Annotated in this window: 16 protein-coding genes and 1 pseudogene; 10 read left to right on the forward strand and 7 right to left on the reverse strand. The window is 74.3% G+C overall.

Annotated features, from left to right (window positions below; genetic code table 11):
* The first annotated feature begins 15 nt into the window (after positions 1 to 15).
* From D7294_RS09145 to D7294_RS31850, 3 genes are all read left to right on the forward strand, one after another.
* Entirely contained in the window at positions 16 to 2,712 is a 2,697-nt protein-coding gene (locus D7294_RS09145) for an alpha/beta fold hydrolase (RefSeq protein WP_120677462.1), read from the forward strand.
* Entirely contained in the window at positions 2,712 to 3,575 is an 864-nt protein-coding gene (locus tag D7294_RS09150) for an ABC transporter permease (RefSeq protein WP_120677464.1), read from the forward strand. The genes D7294_RS09145 and D7294_RS09150 overlap by 1 nt, the downstream gene beginning before the upstream one ends.
* 171 nt (positions 3,576 to 3,746) lie before the next feature.
* Complete coding sequence (locus D7294_RS31850; RefSeq protein ID WP_158674590.1) at positions 3,747 to 3,884, forward strand: hypothetical protein; 138 nt, start codon at positions 3,747 to 3,749, stop codon at positions 3,882 to 3,884.
* 92 nt (positions 3,885 to 3,976) lie between these two features.
* On the opposite strand, the gene D7294_RS09155 is transcribed toward D7294_RS31850, so the two are convergent.
* The 5 genes from D7294_RS09155 to pip form a co-directional block, all read right to left on the reverse strand.
* Positions 3,977 to 5,152, reverse strand: a complete 1,176-nt coding sequence (locus D7294_RS09155) for a glycosyltransferase family 4 protein (protein ID WP_120677466.1) — start codon at positions 5,150 to 5,152, stop codon at positions 3,977 to 3,979.
* Positions 5,149 to 5,709 carry a hypothetical protein gene (locus D7294_RS32210; protein ID WP_174248296.1) on the reverse strand — a complete coding sequence of 187 codons (561 nt, stop codon included), beginning with the start codon at positions 5,707 to 5,709 and terminating at the stop codon, positions 5,149 to 5,151. The genes D7294_RS09155 and D7294_RS32210 overlap by 4 nt, the downstream gene beginning before the upstream one ends.
* Positions 5,706 to 6,464 (reverse strand): sulfotransferase family protein, encoded by a 759-nt coding sequence (locus tag D7294_RS32215; RefSeq protein ID WP_338325626.1) that lies wholly within the window; start codon positions 6,462 to 6,464, stop codon positions 5,706 to 5,708. The genes D7294_RS32210 and D7294_RS32215 overlap by 4 nt, the downstream gene beginning before the upstream one ends.
* Before the next feature lie 401 nt (positions 6,465 to 6,865).
* A complete protein-coding gene (locus D7294_RS09165; protein ID WP_120677468.1) occupies positions 6,866 to 7,795 on the reverse strand; it encodes a sporulation protein in 930 nt (309 codons plus the stop codon).
* Between the two features lie 146 nt (positions 7,796 to 7,941).
* A complete protein-coding gene (gene pip / locus D7294_RS09170) occupies positions 7,942 to 8,892 on the reverse strand; it encodes a prolyl aminopeptidase (RefSeq protein ID WP_120677470.1) in 951 nt (316 codons plus the stop codon).
* 124 nt (positions 8,893 to 9,016) lie between these two features.
* On the opposite strand from pip, the gene D7294_RS09175 reads away from it, so the two are divergent.
* From D7294_RS09175 to D7294_RS09195, 5 genes are all read left to right on the forward strand, one after another.
* A complete protein-coding gene (locus D7294_RS09175) occupies positions 9,017 to 9,715 on the forward strand; it encodes a MarR family winged helix-turn-helix transcriptional regulator (protein ID WP_120677472.1) in 699 nt (232 codons plus the stop codon).
* Positions 9,699 to 10,094 (forward strand): hypothetical protein, encoded by a 396-nt coding sequence (locus D7294_RS09180; RefSeq protein WP_120677474.1) that lies wholly within the window; start codon positions 9,699 to 9,701, stop codon positions 10,092 to 10,094. The genes D7294_RS09175 and D7294_RS09180 overlap by 17 nt, the downstream gene beginning before the upstream one ends.
* A gap of 63 nt (positions 10,095 to 10,157) precedes the next feature.
* A complete protein-coding gene (locus D7294_RS09185; protein ID WP_120677476.1) occupies positions 10,158 to 10,808 on the forward strand; it encodes a DUF3105 domain-containing protein in 651 nt (216 codons plus the stop codon).
* Entirely contained in the window at positions 10,805 to 11,434 is a 630-nt protein-coding gene (locus D7294_RS09190) for a DUF305 domain-containing protein (protein WP_241562217.1), read from the forward strand. Before D7294_RS09185 ends, D7294_RS09190 begins: the two co-directional genes overlap by 4 nt.
* Before the next feature lie 70 nt (positions 11,435 to 11,504).
* Positions 11,505 to 11,822, forward strand: a complete 318-nt coding sequence (locus tag D7294_RS09195; RefSeq protein ID WP_120677904.1) for a GNAT family N-acetyltransferase — start codon at positions 11,505 to 11,507, stop codon at positions 11,820 to 11,822.
* Positions 11,823 to 11,891: 69 nt separating this feature from the next.
* Here the strand turns inward: D7294_RS09195 and D7294_RS09200 are convergent, their stop codons facing one another.
* Positions 11,892 to 12,302, reverse strand: coding sequence for an RNA-binding S4 domain-containing protein (locus D7294_RS09200; protein ID WP_120677478.1), 411 nt, complete (start codon positions 12,300 to 12,302; stop codon positions 11,892 to 11,894).
* Between the two features lie 141 nt (positions 12,303 to 12,443).
* On the opposite strand from D7294_RS09200, the pseudogene D7294_RS09210 reads away from it, so the two are divergent.
* Positions 12,444 to 12,992: pseudogene (locus D7294_RS09210) on the forward strand (GntR family transcriptional regulator); the annotation flags it as partial.
* 130 nt (positions 12,993 to 13,122) lie between these two features.
* Here D7294_RS09210 and D7294_RS09215 read toward each other — a convergent pair.
* Positions 13,123 to 13,902 (reverse strand): NAD(P)H-dependent oxidoreductase, encoded by a 780-nt coding sequence (locus D7294_RS09215; RefSeq protein WP_120677480.1) that lies wholly within the window; start codon positions 13,900 to 13,902, stop codon positions 13,123 to 13,125.
* 141 nt (positions 13,903 to 14,043) lie between these two features.
* On the opposite strand from D7294_RS09215, the gene D7294_RS09220 reads away from it, so the two are divergent.
* The gene (locus D7294_RS09220) at positions 14,044 to 14,892 is read left to right on the forward strand and encodes a helix-turn-helix transcriptional regulator (protein WP_120677482.1); all 849 of its coding nucleotides are present in this window, start codon (positions 14,044 to 14,046) and stop codon (positions 14,890 to 14,892) included.
* The last annotated feature ends 12 nt before the right edge of the window (positions 14,893 to 14,904 follow it).

A 14,904-nucleotide genomic window follows, 5' to 3' on the forward strand; every position in this document is an offset into this window, starting at 1 on the left:
GGAATCCCGCGCGACATGAGACTCCGATGGCCGCGGCGCCGCGGACGGCTGCTCGCGGGCGCCGCCGCCCTCGCCGTCGTGATAGGCGGCGGCACCTTCTCCCTCGCCCAGGGCGGGGAGCGGGCGGTGCGCCACAGCGACCAGGTCCTCACCGTCCCCGAGGCACCGGGCAGCGACCGCACCGTCCGCATCGACACCTCCTTCTTCACCGCCGCGGACCAGGAGGGGCGGCGCCCCGCGGTGCTGCTCGCCCACGGCTTCGGCGGCAGCAAGGAGGACCTGCGCGGGCAGGCCGAGGGGCTGGCCCGCGCCGGCTACGCGGTCCTCACCTGGTCGGCCCGCGGCTTCGGCGACTCCACCGGGCGCATCGGCCTCAACGACCCCGACGCCGAGGTCGCCGACGTCAGCCGGCTCCTCGACTGGCTCGCCGAACGCCCCGAGGTGCAGCTCGACGCCGAGGGCGACCCCAGGGCCGGCCTCGCCGGCGCCTCCTACGGCGGCGCCGTCGCCCTGCTCGCCGCCGGGTACGACGACCGCGTCGACGCCATCGCCCCGCAGATCACCTACTGGAACCTGGCCGACGCCCTCTTCCCCGACGGCGTCTTCAAACGCCTGTGGGCCGGCATCCTGTTCACCACCGGCTCCACCGACGCCGGCTTCGGCACCGCACAGGCCGCCCCGGCCGACGGCTCGCCCTGCGGCCGGTTCACCGCCGAGCTGTGCGCGCTCTACCAGCGGGTCGCGACCGCGGGCGAGCCCGACCGGGCGGCCCGCGACCTGCTCGCCGCCCGCAGCCCCGCCGCCGTCGCCGACCGCATCGACGTGCCCACCCTGATCACCCAGGGCCAGCACGACTCCCTCTTCCCGCTCGACCAGGCCGACGCCATGGCGCAGGCCATCGCCGCGAACGGCGCCCCGGTGGCCGTGGACTGGATCTGGGCGGGTCACGACGGCGGCGTCTCGGAGTCCGCGCGCACCGAACGCCGCACCCTCGCCTGGTTCGACCGCTACCTGCGCGAGGACCCGGGCGCCGACCCCGGCCCCGCCTTCCGCGTCACCCGCATCAGCGGCTTCGACAGCACCAACGGCGACACCCTGCTGCGCGGCGCCTCGGGCGACCGCTACCCCGGCCTCGGCGGCGAGGAGCACACCGTCGCCCTCGACGGCGGCGAGCAGACCGTGGTCAACCCGGCCGGCGGCGCCCCGCCCGGCCTCTCGGCCGTGCCCGGCCTCGGCGCCCTCGGCGGCGGCGCCTCGGCCCTCGGCGCGCTGGGCGTCGGCCTGGCCACGGACATCCCCGGCCAGTACGCCGCCTTCGAATCCGCCCCGCTGGAGCGCACCCTCCGCGTCACCGGCGCCCCCACCGTCCGGGTGCACGTCACCTCGGACGCGCCCACGGCCGTGCTGTTCGCCAAGGTGTACGACGTGGCGCCGGACGGCCGGCAGAGCCTGCCCGCGCAGCTGGTCAGCCCCGTCCGCGTCGAGGACGCCCGGGCCGGCCGCACCGTGGACATCCGGCTGCCCGCCGTCGACTACCCCTTCGAATCCGGGCACCGGATGCGCCTGGTGCTGTCCACCACCGACCTCGGCTACGCCTCCCCCCGCGAGCCCGCCACCCACGCCGTCTCCCTCGCCGGGGGCGACCTCAGCGTGCCCACCGCGCCGGGCGTGGCCGAGGGCGCGGCCCCGCTGCCCTGGTGGGTGTGGGGGCTGCCGGCGGCCGCGGCCGCCGCCGCGGCCTGCCTGCTCCTCACCCGCCGCCGCCCCGGCCGTACCCCGGCCCCCGACCCGCACCTGGCCGACGTCTCGCTGAAGATCACCGGCCTGTCCAAGCGGTACGCCGGCGCGGCCGACCGCTACGCCGTGCGCGACCTGTCCTTCCAGGTCGCCCGCGGGCAGGTCCTCGGCCTCCTCGGCCCCAACGGCGCGGGCAAGACCACCACCCTGCGGATGCTGATGGGCCTGATCACGCCGGACTCCGGGGACATCAGGGTCTTCGGCCACGCCGTGGCACCCGGCGCGCCCGTGCTCTCCCGGGTGGGCGCCTTCGTCGAGGGCGCCGGCTTCCTGCCCCACCTCAGCGGCCGGGCCAACCTGGACCTGTACTGGCGCGCCACCGGCCGCCCCGCGAAGGACGCGCACCTGGCGGAGGCCGTGGAGATCGCCGGCCTCGGCTCCGCCCTCGACCGGGCGGTGCGGACCTACTCCCAGGGCATGCGGCAGCGCCTGGCCATCGCCCAGGCCATGCTCGGCCTGCCCGAACTCCTCATCCTCGACGAGCCCACCAACGGACTCGACCCGCCGCAGATCAGGGCCATGCGCGAGGTGATGATCAGGTACGCCGCGAACGGCCGCACCGTGATCGTCTCCAGCCACCTGCTCGCCGAGGTCGAGCAGACCTGCACCCACCTCGTGGTGATGGACGGCGGGCGGCTGGTGCAGGCGGGTCCCGTGGCCGAGATCGTCGGCTCGGGCGACACCCTGCTGGTCGGCACCGGCGCCGAGGTCACCGAGCCGCTGCTGGAGCAGGTCGCGGCGCTGCCCGGCGTGCTCGCGGCCCGCGCCGCCCACGAGGGACTGCTGATCCGCCTGGAGGGCGCCACCCCCGCCGAACTGCTCGTCGAACTGGTCGGGCTCGGCATTCCGGTGCACAGCATGGGCCCGCACCGCCGTCTTGAAGACGCCTTCCTGACCCTCATCGGAGGTGCCTGATGAGCAGGCCCGTCACCACGGCGCTGCCCGCCGCCCCCGGCTGGGCCGCGCGCCGCACGCTGCCGGTGCGCGTGGAGGCCGTCCGGCAGCTGCGCCGCCGCCGCACCCTGGTCGTCGGCCTGCTGCTCGGGCTGCTGCCCCTGGTGGTGGCGGCGGCCTTCGCCGTCGGCGGCGAGCCGGGCACCGAGGGCACGACGACCCTGCTGAACGTCGCCACCTCCTCGGGCCCCAACTTCGCCGCGACCTGCCTGTTCCTCTCGGCGGGCTTCCTGCTGGTGGTGCCCGTCGCGCTGTTCTGCGGCGACACGATCGCCGCCGAGGCCGGCTGGTCCTCGCTGCGCTACCTGCTGGCCGCGCCGGTGCCGCGCGGGCGGCTGCTGGCGAGCAAGCTCGCGGTGGGGCTGCTGTTCAGCGCCGCCGCCATCGCGCTGCTGCCGCTGACCGCCCTCGCGGTGGGCACCGTCCGCTACGGCTGGCACCCGCTGGAGATGCCCACCGGCGGCACCCTGCCCGCCGGGGAGTCCGTGGGCCGCCTCGCGATCGCGGCCGGATACGTCTTCCTCGCCCAACTGGTCACCGCCGCCCTGGCGTTCTGGCTGTCCACGGTGACCGACGCCCCACTGGGCGCGGTGGGCGGCGCGCTCGGCCTCACCATCCTCGGCAACATCCTCGACGCCATCACCGCGCTCGGCCACTGGCGGGACTTCCTTCCGGCCCACTGGCAGTACGCCTGGGCCGACGCCTTCCAGCAGCACGTGGAGTGGACCGGGATGCTCAAGGGCGCCTCGGTCTCCTTCTCCTACGCCCTGGTCCTGCTGGCCCTGGCCGCCCGCCACTTCACCACCAAGGACGTCGTCTCCTGACCCCGCCCGCCCCGCGCCTCGCCGGCGGCCGGCGCGCCCGCCGCGTCGCCCGCCCTGCTCGTCCGCGGGAGGGGGCCACGACCGGGTGGTCCCCTCTCGACGGACTCCCGGCACGCAGGTGCGAGGGTCAGCAGTCCCGACCGGACCGGACGACACGAGGCAATCGCCCGTATGCCGGCCGGGGAGCCGGTCGCCGCCCCTGCTGGAGGTCCTGATGAGCACCTCGCGGCCGACACGTTCGAGTCGGACGAGGAACTGGAGGAGTTCCTCGCGCTCACCTACGCCGAGCGTCACCGCGACGCAGCCTGAGGGCCGCCCACGGCCTCCGCCTCCTCGGGGCCGAGTGAGGTCCGCTCCCCGCCGTGGCGGGGCGGGGAGCGGTTGCGGGGGAGAGGCGGGGGTCAGGGCTCCAGGGAACGGAACAGCTCAAGCCACCGGTCGCGTACGGCCTCCGGCGAGTACGCCTGCACCGTGGCAAGGGCGGCGTCCCCGTACTGGGCGCGCAGCCCCTCGTCGGCCATCAGCTTCCCCATCGCCGCGGCGAGCGCGTCCACGTCCCCCGGCGGCACGAGCAGCCCCTCCTTGCCGTCGGTCAGCACGTCCGCGGGGCCGGTCGGGCAGTCGAAGCTCACCACGGGGAGCCCGTGCGACATGGCCTCCAGCATCACCATCGGCAGCCCCTCAGCCCGCGAACTCAGCACGAACAGCGAGGCCTTGGCCAATTCGTCGTCGAGCCGGTCGGTTCGGCCCATGAGAAAGACGTGATTGTACAAGTGGTGCTGCTCGATGAGTTCCCGCAACTGCCGTTGCCTGTCCCCGGTTCCGAAGATGCGCAGCTGCCAGTCGGGGAATTCGGAGACGACCCGTTTGAACGCCGGGATCAGCAGGTCGAATCCCTTCTGCGGGCGCAGCCTTCCGGCCGCCACGGCGATTTTCGCCGCGCAGGTGGACGGCACCTGCCGCAGCGAGTGCACCGCGTTGGGAATGCGCGTCACCCGGGTGCGCCGGGCGACGGCCCGGTAGTCGGCGCGGTCGCGGAAGGTCAGCACCGCGATGGCGTCCAGCCGCGGATACCACTCGGCGATGGCCGCCCGCACGTCCGGCTGGTGCACCGAGAGGTTCATGTGCTCCTGGCCCACCCGCGTGACGCCGCCGGTGGCGAACCGGGCGGACAGCAGGTTGAGCGCGGGGCGGGTGGTGACGAGGAAGCCGTCCCCGAGCCCGGACAGCCAGGAGATGACGGCCTCCTCGATCCGCCGGTCGAAGGCCCCGTACCCCGACTCGCCCCTGGGCACGTAACGCGGCGGTCCTGCGGCGATCCTGGCGGCGCGCGCGGCGCGGAGCCTGGCGAGCGGCGAGCCGGCCGCGACCGCGGGCCGCGCGCCCGGGCGCAGGTCTGCGAGGTCGCTCAGCCGCACCCGTGAATCCAGCGTGAAGTACGGCCGATCCGCCCGCCGCACCACGCTCACCACGTGCACCTCGTGCCCCGCGGCGGCCATGGCGTTGGCCTGGGTGAACACGGTCCTGATCGTGCCGCCCATGCCGTAGGCGTGCAGCAGCAGGTAACGGATCTTCATCGGGCCGCCCCCGGCTCGGCTGCCCGCACCTCGACGGACAGGTTGTCCTTGATCGTGTAGTAGGGCCGCACCACCGCGGTCAGCGTGCCGGCGGAGACCCGCTGCCCGGGGAAGACCATGATCGACTTCTTGTTCCTGATGTCGTCGAGCACCCGCCCGACCCGCAACCGCGGCCGTCCGCCCGCGCTTTCCGGCGGGGCGAGCCACAGGTCCCAGGTGACCGGGTCCGCGAGCCGGGCCGGGACCAGGTCGGCCACCGGCAGCCAGGCGTCGAACTCCCGCCCGTCCAGGGTCACCGGGTAGCGCAGCGGCCCGGGCCGGGCGGCCGGCGCGGACCCGCCGCCGGCGGCGGTGCTCGCGCCCGGGACCCCCGGGGCCTGTCCGCCCTGCGGTGCCCCGCGCAGGGCCACCAGCAGGACCAGCTCCGTTTCCCCCGCCGGGCCTTCCGCGGGGTGCGCCGCGGGGCCGGGTGCGGGGCGGGGCCCGTGCAGGTGGCCGATCAGCCGCAGCCTGCCGTCCCGTGGCCAGACCTGCGCGAGTTCGGCGTGCGCCTTCACCGGACGGATCCGGCGACGAGATCGGCGTAGCCCCAGGCCGCGCAGATGCCGCGCAGCACCTCGGGGACCTCGTCGGGGGCGGGGAGTTCACGGCCCGGCTGGACCCGGCCGGTGCGGATCTTGTCCTTCCAGTCGCCGAGGCCCTTCTCCATGTCGCCGAGCGCGGCGGCGCGGCCCCGGCCGTAGTCGAGCATCTCCGGCTCCCAGTCGATCTCCAGGAACTCGCACACGGCCCCGAGCGCGGCGGCCGGGTCCGCGGTGAGCTCCTCGTAGCGCACGGTGTGCCCGGGCAGTTCGTTCCTGGCCCGGTCCACGGCCCGCAGGTAGCGCAGGGCGTCGTGCGCGGCCGTCTCCGGGTCCCGCTTGGCGGGGTCGGCCTCGTGCCAGGAACGGGCCACGGACGCCGGGTGGCGCAGCAGGAAGAGGAAGCGCGCGTCGGGCCAGCAGGCGGCGATCCTGCGGTACACGAAGGCGTTGCCCGGGGTCTTCTCGACGATCGCCGACTTGCCCGAGCGCACCAGCTCCCGGTGCAGCACCCGGTCCCACAGCAGGTGTTCGAGGTCGGCGCGCTCCAGGCCGAGGAGGGAGAGGGAGCGTTCGGCGAGCCGGGTCGCGCTGCGCACCTCAAGCCGCCTGAAGTGCAGCTCGTGGGGGGCGTGCAGCCGGGAATGGGCGCCCAGGGTCATGCGCAGCAGCGTGGAACCCGAGCGCACGGGCGCGATGATGAACACCGGGCGCCGCAGCAGCCGATCCACCACGGGATTGGCCGGCGCGCGGTAGACCGGGGCGCTCGGCCGCTCGTCCGGGTCCCTGTTCTCGGTACGCGGCCGGCCCGTGCCCGGCCGAGCGGCCGCGGCCGCGCCGCGCGGAACTCGCCGCACCTGGAATCCGGTGGCGGAACCGAGGGCGGCATTGATTTTTCTTAGCAGAGTCATATGTGAGCGCCGAACACCAACTGGAGGGGGAACAAACGGACATTGATTGCGTCCGTTCATACACCAGCGAGGTGAGTCATCGAAAATCACAGGCGGCGCATATGCGCCGGGCTCACTCGCGCGAGTGAATCACGCGAGTGAGCCCGGCATTTCGCGTGCGGTGCCCGCGGGGGGCGAATTCCCCACGCGGGCGGCCGGCTTCCAGGGGGCCGGAAGCGGCCTCAGTCGTCGTCGAAGATCTCCTCGATGATCTCGCCCGCCACGAGGCCGCCGATCACCCCGGCCGCGAAGCCGCCCACCGCGCCGCCGATGCCGGAGTGGTGATCGTCGTGGTGGTGGTGCGGCTCGTGGTGCCCGCCGCCGAAGAGGCCGTGCCCGCCGTGCCGTTCGGCCAGCTGCCGCACCCAGGAGTCCACCAGGCCGTTGAAGTCGGTGCGGCCCACGTCCTGGTGAGTGACCGTGAAGCGGTTGACGACGTCGTGCCCCGAGGAGAGCAGGCCGCCGCGCTTGTCCGCCTCCAGCACGACCTCGAGCCCCGCGGGGGAGGCCAGGAAGGACACCTCGATCTCGTTCATCGCGTGCGCGTACTGCGGCGCGGGGGTGAGCTCGATCTCCTGGTAGAAGGGGAGGGTCTGCCCGGTGCCGCGGATCCGCCCGTACTCCAGGTCGGCCGACCTGAAGCCGAAGCCGAGCTGCCCGAACGCCTCGAGTACCGCCTCCTGCACGGGCATCGGCCGCACCAGCAGCGGGTCGAGGTCGCCCTTGTCGACGGCGCCGGCCACCGACAGCTCGGTCCGCACGCCGAGCACCACGCCCAGCGGCTGCCCGTAGACCTCGGTGATCGGGGTCTCCCAGGGCACGGGCACCGAGAAGGGCACGGCGTACTGCTGCCCCTCGGCGAGCCGGAACCCCCCGCCCACCTGGGCCCGGTGGAAGACCACCGTGCCCTCGCCCTCGGTGTCCTGGCCCTCGTGTTCCACCCGGGCGACGAAGTCGAGGGTGATGCCGTTGATCTCCACGTCCATGGTGCCGCCCTCGACCAGCACCCGGCCCGTCAGGGCCGTGCCCGGCTGCACGGCCCCGCCGTCGAGCACCGTGTCCACCGAGGGACCACCCACCCCGATTGCCCCGAGCAATCGCTTGAACACCATCCCGGCGCTCTCCTTCGGGTCTGCGCGCGTGTCTCGCGCCGTCGTTTCGCGTCTTCGGCCTGGCACGCCCTGCGGCCTGCCGCAGTGACGTCTTCGGGTGAACCGCCCCAACCGGCGGGCGGCCGGGGCGGTTTCCCCGCGCCACGCTACCGCGCGAAGCGGTCCGTGGCGGCGATGAGCGCCTCGGTCATTCCGTCGTCCGTGGTGCTGTGCCCCGCCTCGTCGATGAGGACCAGCTCGCAGTCGGGCCAGGCGTGTGTGAGCTGCCACGGGGTTCCCAGCAGGTTCCCCGGGTCGAGGCTGCCCTGGACGATGACGCCGGGGATGCCCGCGAGGTTGCCCGCCTCGCGCAGCACGATGCCCTCGGGCAGCCAGGACCCCTTGCTCCAGTAGTGGGCCACGATGCGGGTGAACGCGGTGCGGAAACGCGGGTCGGCGTAGCGCGGGTGGTGCCCCTCCAGGGTGACGTCGATCGTCTCCTCCCAGGCGACCCAGGCCAGCGCGGCGCGCTCCCTGGTGGCCGGGTCCTGGTCGTTGAACAGCCGGTCGTAGGCCGCGGTCAGGTCCCCGTCGCGCTCGGCCTCGGGGACCGGGGCGCGGTACCGCTCCCAGGCTTCCGGGAAGTAGCGGCCGAGCCCGCGGGTCAGCAGGTCGGTCTCGGCGCGGCGGCCGGTGGCGAGACCGAGCAGCACCAGCTCGGTGACGCGTTCCGGGTGCAGTTCGGCGTAGCGCAGGCCGAGGGCGGCGCCCCAGGAGCCGCCGAACAGCTGCCAGCGTTCGATGCCCAGGTGCGCGCGCAGCAGCTCGATGTCGGCGAGCAGGTGGGCGGTGGTGTTGACGCTCATGTCGGTGGCCGGGTCGCTCGCGTGCGGGGTGCTGCGCCCGCAGCCGCGCTGGTCGAACAGCACGATGCGGTAGGCGGCCGGGTCGAAGAACCGGCGCATGCCGGCCGTGCAGCCGGAGCCGGGGCCGCCGTGCAGCACCAGGACCGGCTTGCCGGTGGGGGAGCCGCAGGTCTCCCAGTACACGTTGTTGCCGTCACCGACGTCGAGCATCCCCTGCGCGTAGGGCTCGATCTCCGGATAGCGCGTCGCCATGGCGGGCCTTTCTCTCGTCGGTCTCTCGTGCGTGGCCGGCGGGCTCCCGCGGTCCCCGGGCCGGGGAGCGGCGTGGGGCCGCGGCGCGGAGCCGAAAATATAACAGCGCTGTTAGATTGTGGGCATGGCCTTTTCTCCCCACGCCCCCGACGCCCCCGGGACGCCAGGACCCGCCGACGGCGCCCCCGACGCGCAGCAGCCCCCCGCCCCCGCGGAACTCGCGGGCCCCGGCGGCTTCTCCGGCCTCGGCACCCGGCTGCGGCACCTGCTCGACCTGCTGGAGTCCGAGGTCGCCTCGCTGTATCCGGCCCTCGGCCTGGACGGCTACCGCCCGCGGTTCAGCCCCTTCCTGCGGGCCCTGGACGCGCTCGGGCCGAGCCCCGTGCGCGACCTGGCCCGCGCGGTCTCGGTGACGCACTCGGCGGCCAGCCAGACGGTGAGCCGGCTCGTGGCCCACGGCCTGGTGGAGCAGCGGGTCGGCGCGGACGCCAGGCAGCGGGTCGTGCACCTGACCGACCGGGCCAGGGAGTTGCTGCCGGTCCTGGCGGCCGAGTGGGCCGTCGTGGAGGCGGCGGCCGAGGAGTTCGAAGCGGAACTGCCCTACCGGCTCACCGACCTGATCGCCGCCGCGGAGGAGGCCCTGGCCCGGCGGCCGCTGCGCGCCCGGGTGGTGGACGCGGTCGACTCCGTCCCCGAGGCCCTCCGCCCGCACCTGAAGGCCCTGCGCCCCGGCCCCCCGGCACCGGTGACGGAGGGCAAGGACGAGACGGGAGCGGCGCCTTCGCCCATGGGTACGATGACGTTCGATGACCCGAATAGGTGACAGAGACGGTGCGGAGCGCGGCGGGTTCCTGAGGACCGCCGCGTCCTGCTGTCTGCTGGCCTTCCTCGCCCTGCTGTGCACCGCGGGGCCGCTCGCGCCGCCCGCCGCGGCGGCCCAGCCGCCCTCCCACGCCCGGCTTCAGGACCATCCCAGGCCCTGGCTGGACCAGCCGTCCCCGCACAGCACCTGCCACGACGGGCAGCACCTGCCGTTCGGCCCGCTGCCCTCGCCCCCCGTGGCGCCCCACGTGCCGCTGACCGACGCGCCCTCGCCTGCGTGCCGGGACGCGGCCTTCGCACGGATCGTGGGCCCGGCCCACGATCCGCTCGGGGCCGGGCCCTCCGTCGACCTCCACCGTCTCCAGATCCAGCGCACCTAGATCGGGAAGTCCGCACCGCGCAACGCATCCCCAACCGCCCATCGCTTCGCCGAAGGACTTCCCATGACAGAGAAGAAGACGAAGAAGGCCGCCCTGGCCGACCGGCGCGCAAAGATCGAAGAGGCCCGCCGCAAGGAGCGCGCCCGCGAGCGCCGCGCCAGACTGCTCACCATCACCGCGATCGTCGTGATCGTCGCCGCCATCGTCGGCGGCGCCGCCTTCGCGATCGCCCGCTCGGGAGACGACGAGCCCAGCGCCAAGGAGGGCTCCGAGGGCGCGGTCGAGGGCGAGCAGACCTGGGACGACCTCAGCCGCAACCACGTCCAGACCGACGTCGACTACCCGATGGACCCGCCCGCGGGAGGCGACCACAACCCGGTCTGGATGAACTGCGACGGCGACGTCTACGAGGAGGAGATACCGGACGAGAACGCCGTCCACTCCCTGGAGCACGGCGCCGTCTGGGTCACTTACAACGACGAGGCCACCGAGGCCGACATCCAGACCCTCTCCGACCGCGTCTCCTCCACCACCTACTCGCTGATGAGCCCGAACCCGGACCAGGACTCGCCGATCGTGCTGACCGCCTGGGGCCACCAGCTGCCGCTCCAGGAGGCCTCCGACCCGCGGGTGGCGACCTTCTTCGAGACCTACGTCCAGGGCGAGCAGACGCCGGAGCCGGGGGCCGCCTGCACCGGAGGGAGGGCGGAGTGACCGCCGCCGGACGCCGGTGGCTGTCCGCGGCGAGCGCCGCGGTCGCCGTCGTCGCCCTGCTGCTGATCGCCCTCACCGCGATGGCGCCGGGCGAGGACGGCCTGGAGATCCCCGCCGCCGACTCGGCCGACGTCGGCTTCGCCAGGGACATGGCCGACCACCACCAGCAGGCCGTCGAGATGTCGTTCCTCGTCCGCGACAGGACCGAAGACGAGGAGGTCAGGCTGCTCGCCTACGACATCATCAACACCCAGGCCAACCAGCGGGGCATGATGCTCGGCTGGCTGGACGAGTGGGGCGCACCCAAGACCTCGGACGCGCCGCGGATGGCGTGGATGGCGGGCGGGCACGCCGGGCACGGCGCCACAGGAGACGGCGCCACCATGCCGGGCATGGCCACCGACGAGCAGCTCGACCAGCTGCGCAACGCCGAGGGCCGGGACGCCGAGGTGCTCTACCTCCGGCTGATGACCGCCCACCACGAGGGCGGCATCGAGATGGCCCGGGCCGCGGCCGACCAGGCAGGCACCGAGGTGGTCAGGCACCTGGCCGCCGGGATGGTGACCGCCCAGCAGGCCGAGATCGAACAGATGGCGGACATGCTCAGGGCCCGCGGCGCCTCCTGAGGCCGCGGGCGCTCCGCCCCCGTCACGGCCCGGCGTGCGCGAGGCCGCGCGCCGGGCCACGATGGGCCTCATGAACGCCGGGGAAGGCGCACCCACGGTGCGCGACAACACCGAGGCACGCCGCTTCGAGGCGCTCGCCGACGGGGAGCCGGCCGGCTTCGCCGAGTACCAGCGCTCCCCGGGCCTGGTCGTCTATCCGCACACGGAGGTGCGGCCCGAGTTCGAGGGCCGCGGCGTCGGCGGCTCACTGGCCCGCGCCGCCCTGGAGGACGCCCGCTCGCGCGGCTTGCGGGCCCTCGTGCTGTGCCCCTTCATGGCGGGCTGGCTGCGGCGGCACCCCGAGTACCGCGACGTCGCCATGGACTCGCGGCCCAGGCCCCGCGGCTGAGGGCTCCCGGCCTGGGACTGGGGGCTCCCCGCCCCGGGGCCGGCGCCGCGGCGGGCCGGGGCCAGGACCTCAGCGCAGGCCCCGCAGCCGCTCCATCTCGCGCCGGTCGCGCTTGGTGGGCCGGCCCGCGCCGCGGTCCCTGATCCCCAGCGCCGCGGCCTCCGCGCGCGGCGGGGGCGGCGGGCTGTTGTCCAGGTACGCCTCCACGGCGACCGGCGCCCCGACCCGCTTGCGCAGCAGGCGCTTCACCACCACGATCCGCTCCCGCCCGGCGTACCGCAGCCGGACCTCGTCGCCCTCCTTCAGGAGCTGCGCCGGCTTGACCCGCTCCCCGTTCACCCGTACGTGTCCTGCCTTGCAGGCGTCGGCGGCCAGCGAGCGGGTCTTCATCAGGCGCACCGCCCAGATCCAGCTGTCGACCCTGGCCCCGGCGCCGTCCCCGCCGGAGGATGCGCCGGAGCGCACGTCTGAGGTAGCCATGCCCCGACTCTACGGGCCCCGGGAGGGCGGGCGGGATGGACAGGGGGGCGGCGCCGTCAGGCGGGCGTTTCCGCGGCGGCGGTCAGGACCGCGCGCCCGAGGGTGTGACCGGCCATGGTGAAGGCCACGCCGGGGAAGCAGATGCTTTCCGAGCAGGGCTACGCACACCTGCGGGACGCGATCATGCGCGGGGACCACGCCCCCGGCGCCCCGCTCAAGCCGCAGGATCTCGCCAGGGAGCAGGGCGTGAGCCTGGCCGTGGTGCGCGAGGCGCTCGTGCGGGCTGTCGGCGAGGGGCTCGCCGACCGGCTGCCCAACCGCGGTTTCGCGGTGCCGTCCTTCACCGGCCGCCGCTGGCAGGAGATCGCGGAGGCCCGTCGGACCATCGAACCGGTCGTGCTGCGCATGTCGATCGAGCGCGGCGACGTGGACTGGGAGGCCCGCGTGCGGGCCGCCCACCACCGCCTGGCGCGCACCCCGGCGTACGCGCCGGAGGAGGGCGAGTACTTCACCGGCGCCTGGGCCGAGGCGCACCGGGCCTTCCACCGCACGCTGCTGGAGGGCTGCGGCAACCGCGCACTGCTGGAGACCTTCGACCGGCTGTGGACCGTGAGCGAGCTGGCCCGCCGTTGGTCGGCGCACCGCACCCCCGGCCGGGACGGCGCCGAGGAGCACCGCAGGCTGGACGAGCGTGACACCGGCCCGCCGATCCCCTCCTTCGCCGAGGGTGCGACGGCCGCGTTCCGGCGCCGGGCACCGCCAACCGGCGCCAAGGCAACCCGGGTACGCGCCCCGGCGCCCGCTGTTCCCCCGTCGGCGGTCAGCCGCGCACGTGCAGCCCGAATCCCGTGCGGCCCGCCGGCTCCAGTCCCTGCTTCAGGTGCAGCGAGGGGATCTCGTAGTCGCCGAAGTTCTGCGGCCGGAACGCGATCGGCTCGGTCGACTCCAGCGTGAGCAGGCGCTGCTCCCATGCCTTGGCGACGGCCGGGTAGTCCTCGTCGCTCATCCGGTCGGTGCCGTAGAGCACGAACGGCGGCAGCACCTCGATGCCCGGGTAGTAGAGGATGCCGTGGTGGATCGGGAACAGCAGATCCTCGATGGGCCCGTTGATCCCGCGAGCGGCGTAGTGCGACTCAGGGCCGCCTGCGGTCACCGACAGCAGGGCCCTGCGGCCCGCGAGGGTGCCTTCGCCGAAGCGCTCGCCGTACTTGGTGTCGCTGTGCTCGCCGACGCCGTACGCGAAGCGGTAGGTGAACACCCGGTCCACCCAGCCCTTGAGGATCGCGGGCATCGTGTACCACCACAGCGGGAACTGGAAGATGATCGTGTCGGCCCACAGCAGCTTCTCCTGCTCGGCGAGGACGTCCGGGGTGAGCGTCCCGGCGGAGAAGGCCCGGCCGGAGTCCCGGGCGACCTTCAGCGGGTCCGAGGCGTGGGGGCCGTAGTCCGTGGCGTCCACGACCGCCTTCCAGTTCATCGCATACAGATCGCTCACCCGCACCTCGTGCCCGGCGTTCTCCAGGGTGGTCACCGCCAGGTCCTTCAGCGAGCCGTTGAGCGACTTCGGCTCCGGGTGGGCGTAGACGATCAGCGTCTTCATGGGAACTGCTCCTTCGGATCGGATGCCCTCGATCCTGGACGCCACGGCGCCCGGCGTTCAGGGGCTCCATTTCCGTCGGACGGGACTTCCTGGTAACGGCAGGGCCACCCACCCGGGCCAAGCCGGGGCCATACTGGCGGCATGGACGATCTCGCGGGCTTCCTGCGGACCCGGCGTGCCCGAGTCGACCCGGCCGCCGCCGGCATTCCCACCGGCGGCCGGCGCCGGGTCAAAGGGATGCGCCGCGAAGAGGTCGCGCACCTGTCCGGGGTCAGCGTCGACTACTACGTGCGCCTGGAGCAGGGCCGCGCGACCCAGCCCTCCGAGCAGGTCCTCGACGCGCTCGCCCGCGTCCTCGACCTCGACGAGACCGAACGCGGGCACCTCCATCGCCTCGCCCGGCAGCGCCGCCGCCGCCGGAAGGCGCCGGGCGGGCGGGTGCGCCCCGAGCTGCTGCGCGTCCTCGACCTGGTCGCCGGCGCGCCCGCGCTGCTCGTGGACCCCCGCCTGGACGTGCTCGCCGGCAACCGCCTCGCCGTGCTCCTCTTCGGCCACCCGATGCCCGGCCTGAACATCGCCCGGCACATCTTCCTGGAGGAAGCCGAGCGCGGCCTGTACGCGGACTGGGAGGACTGCACCCTCGACGTGGTCGGGCACCTGCGCCTGGCCGCCGGCAAATACCCCGGGGACCCCCGCCTGGCCTCGCTCATCGGCGAGTTGGCGATGGGCAGCGAGCGTTTCCGCCGCCTGTGGGCCCGCGCCGACGTGCGCGCCCGCACCCATGGGCGCAAGGCATACCGGCACCCCCTGGTCGGGCTCCTCGACCTGCACCAGGAGAACTTCGCGCTGCCGGATGAGTCGGGCGTCGAACTGCTGGTGCTGTCCGCGGCCCCCGGCAGCCCCACCGAGGACGGGCTGCGCCTGCTCGCGGGTCTGGACGCGGACGGCGGTGACGCGCATCCCCCGGTGAGCGAGCAGATCCGCGAGTGACTCGCCGCCGGA

The organism is Streptomyces hoynatensis, assembly GCF_003626535.1.
GTDB classification, from domain to species: domain Bacteria; phylum Actinomycetota; class Actinomycetes; order Streptomycetales; family Streptomycetaceae; genus Streptomyces; species Streptomyces hoynatensis.

Coding starts and splice junctions, on each gene's coding strand:
- D7294_RS09145 (WP_120677462.1), top strand. CDS start 16: ATGAGACTCCGATGGCCGCGGCGCCGCGGACGGCTGCTCGCGGGCGCC.
- D7294_RS09150 (WP_120677464.1), top strand. CDS start 2,712: ATGAGCAGGCCCGTCACCACGGCGCTGCCCGCCGCCCCCGGCTGGGCC.
- D7294_RS31850 (WP_158674590.1), top strand. CDS start 3,747: ATGCCGGCCGGGGAGCCGGTCGCCGCCCCTGCTGGAGGTCCTGATGAG.
- D7294_RS09155 (WP_120677466.1), bottom strand. CDS start 5,152: ATGAAGATCCGTTACCTGCTGCTGCACGCCTACGGCATGGGCGGCACG.
- D7294_RS09165 (WP_120677468.1), bottom strand. CDS start 7,795: ATGGTGTTCAAGCGATTGCTCGGGGCAATCGGGGTGGGTGGTCCCTCG.
- pip (WP_120677470.1), bottom strand. CDS start 8,892: ATGGCGACGCGCTATCCGGAGATCGAGCCCTACGCGCAGGGGATGCTC.
- D7294_RS09175 (WP_120677472.1), top strand. CDS start 9,017: ATGGCCTTTTCTCCCCACGCCCCCGACGCCCCCGGGACGCCAGGACCC.
- D7294_RS09180 (WP_120677474.1), top strand. CDS start 9,699: ATGACCCGAATAGGTGACAGAGACGGTGCGGAGCGCGGCGGGTTCCTG.
- D7294_RS09185 (WP_120677476.1), top strand. CDS start 10,158: ATGACAGAGAAGAAGACGAAGAAGGCCGCCCTGGCCGACCGGCGCGCA.
- D7294_RS09195 (WP_120677904.1), top strand. CDS start 11,505: ATGAACGCCGGGGAAGGCGCACCCACGGTGCGCGACAACACCGAGGCA.
- D7294_RS09200 (WP_120677478.1), bottom strand. CDS start 12,302: ATGGCTACCTCAGACGTGCGCTCCGGCGCATCCTCCGGCGGGGACGGC.
- D7294_RS09215 (WP_120677480.1), bottom strand. CDS start 13,902: ATGAAGACGCTGATCGTCTACGCCCACCCGGAGCCGAAGTCGCTCAAC.
- D7294_RS09220 (WP_120677482.1), top strand. CDS start 14,044: ATGGACGATCTCGCGGGCTTCCTGCGGACCCGGCGTGCCCGAGTCGAC.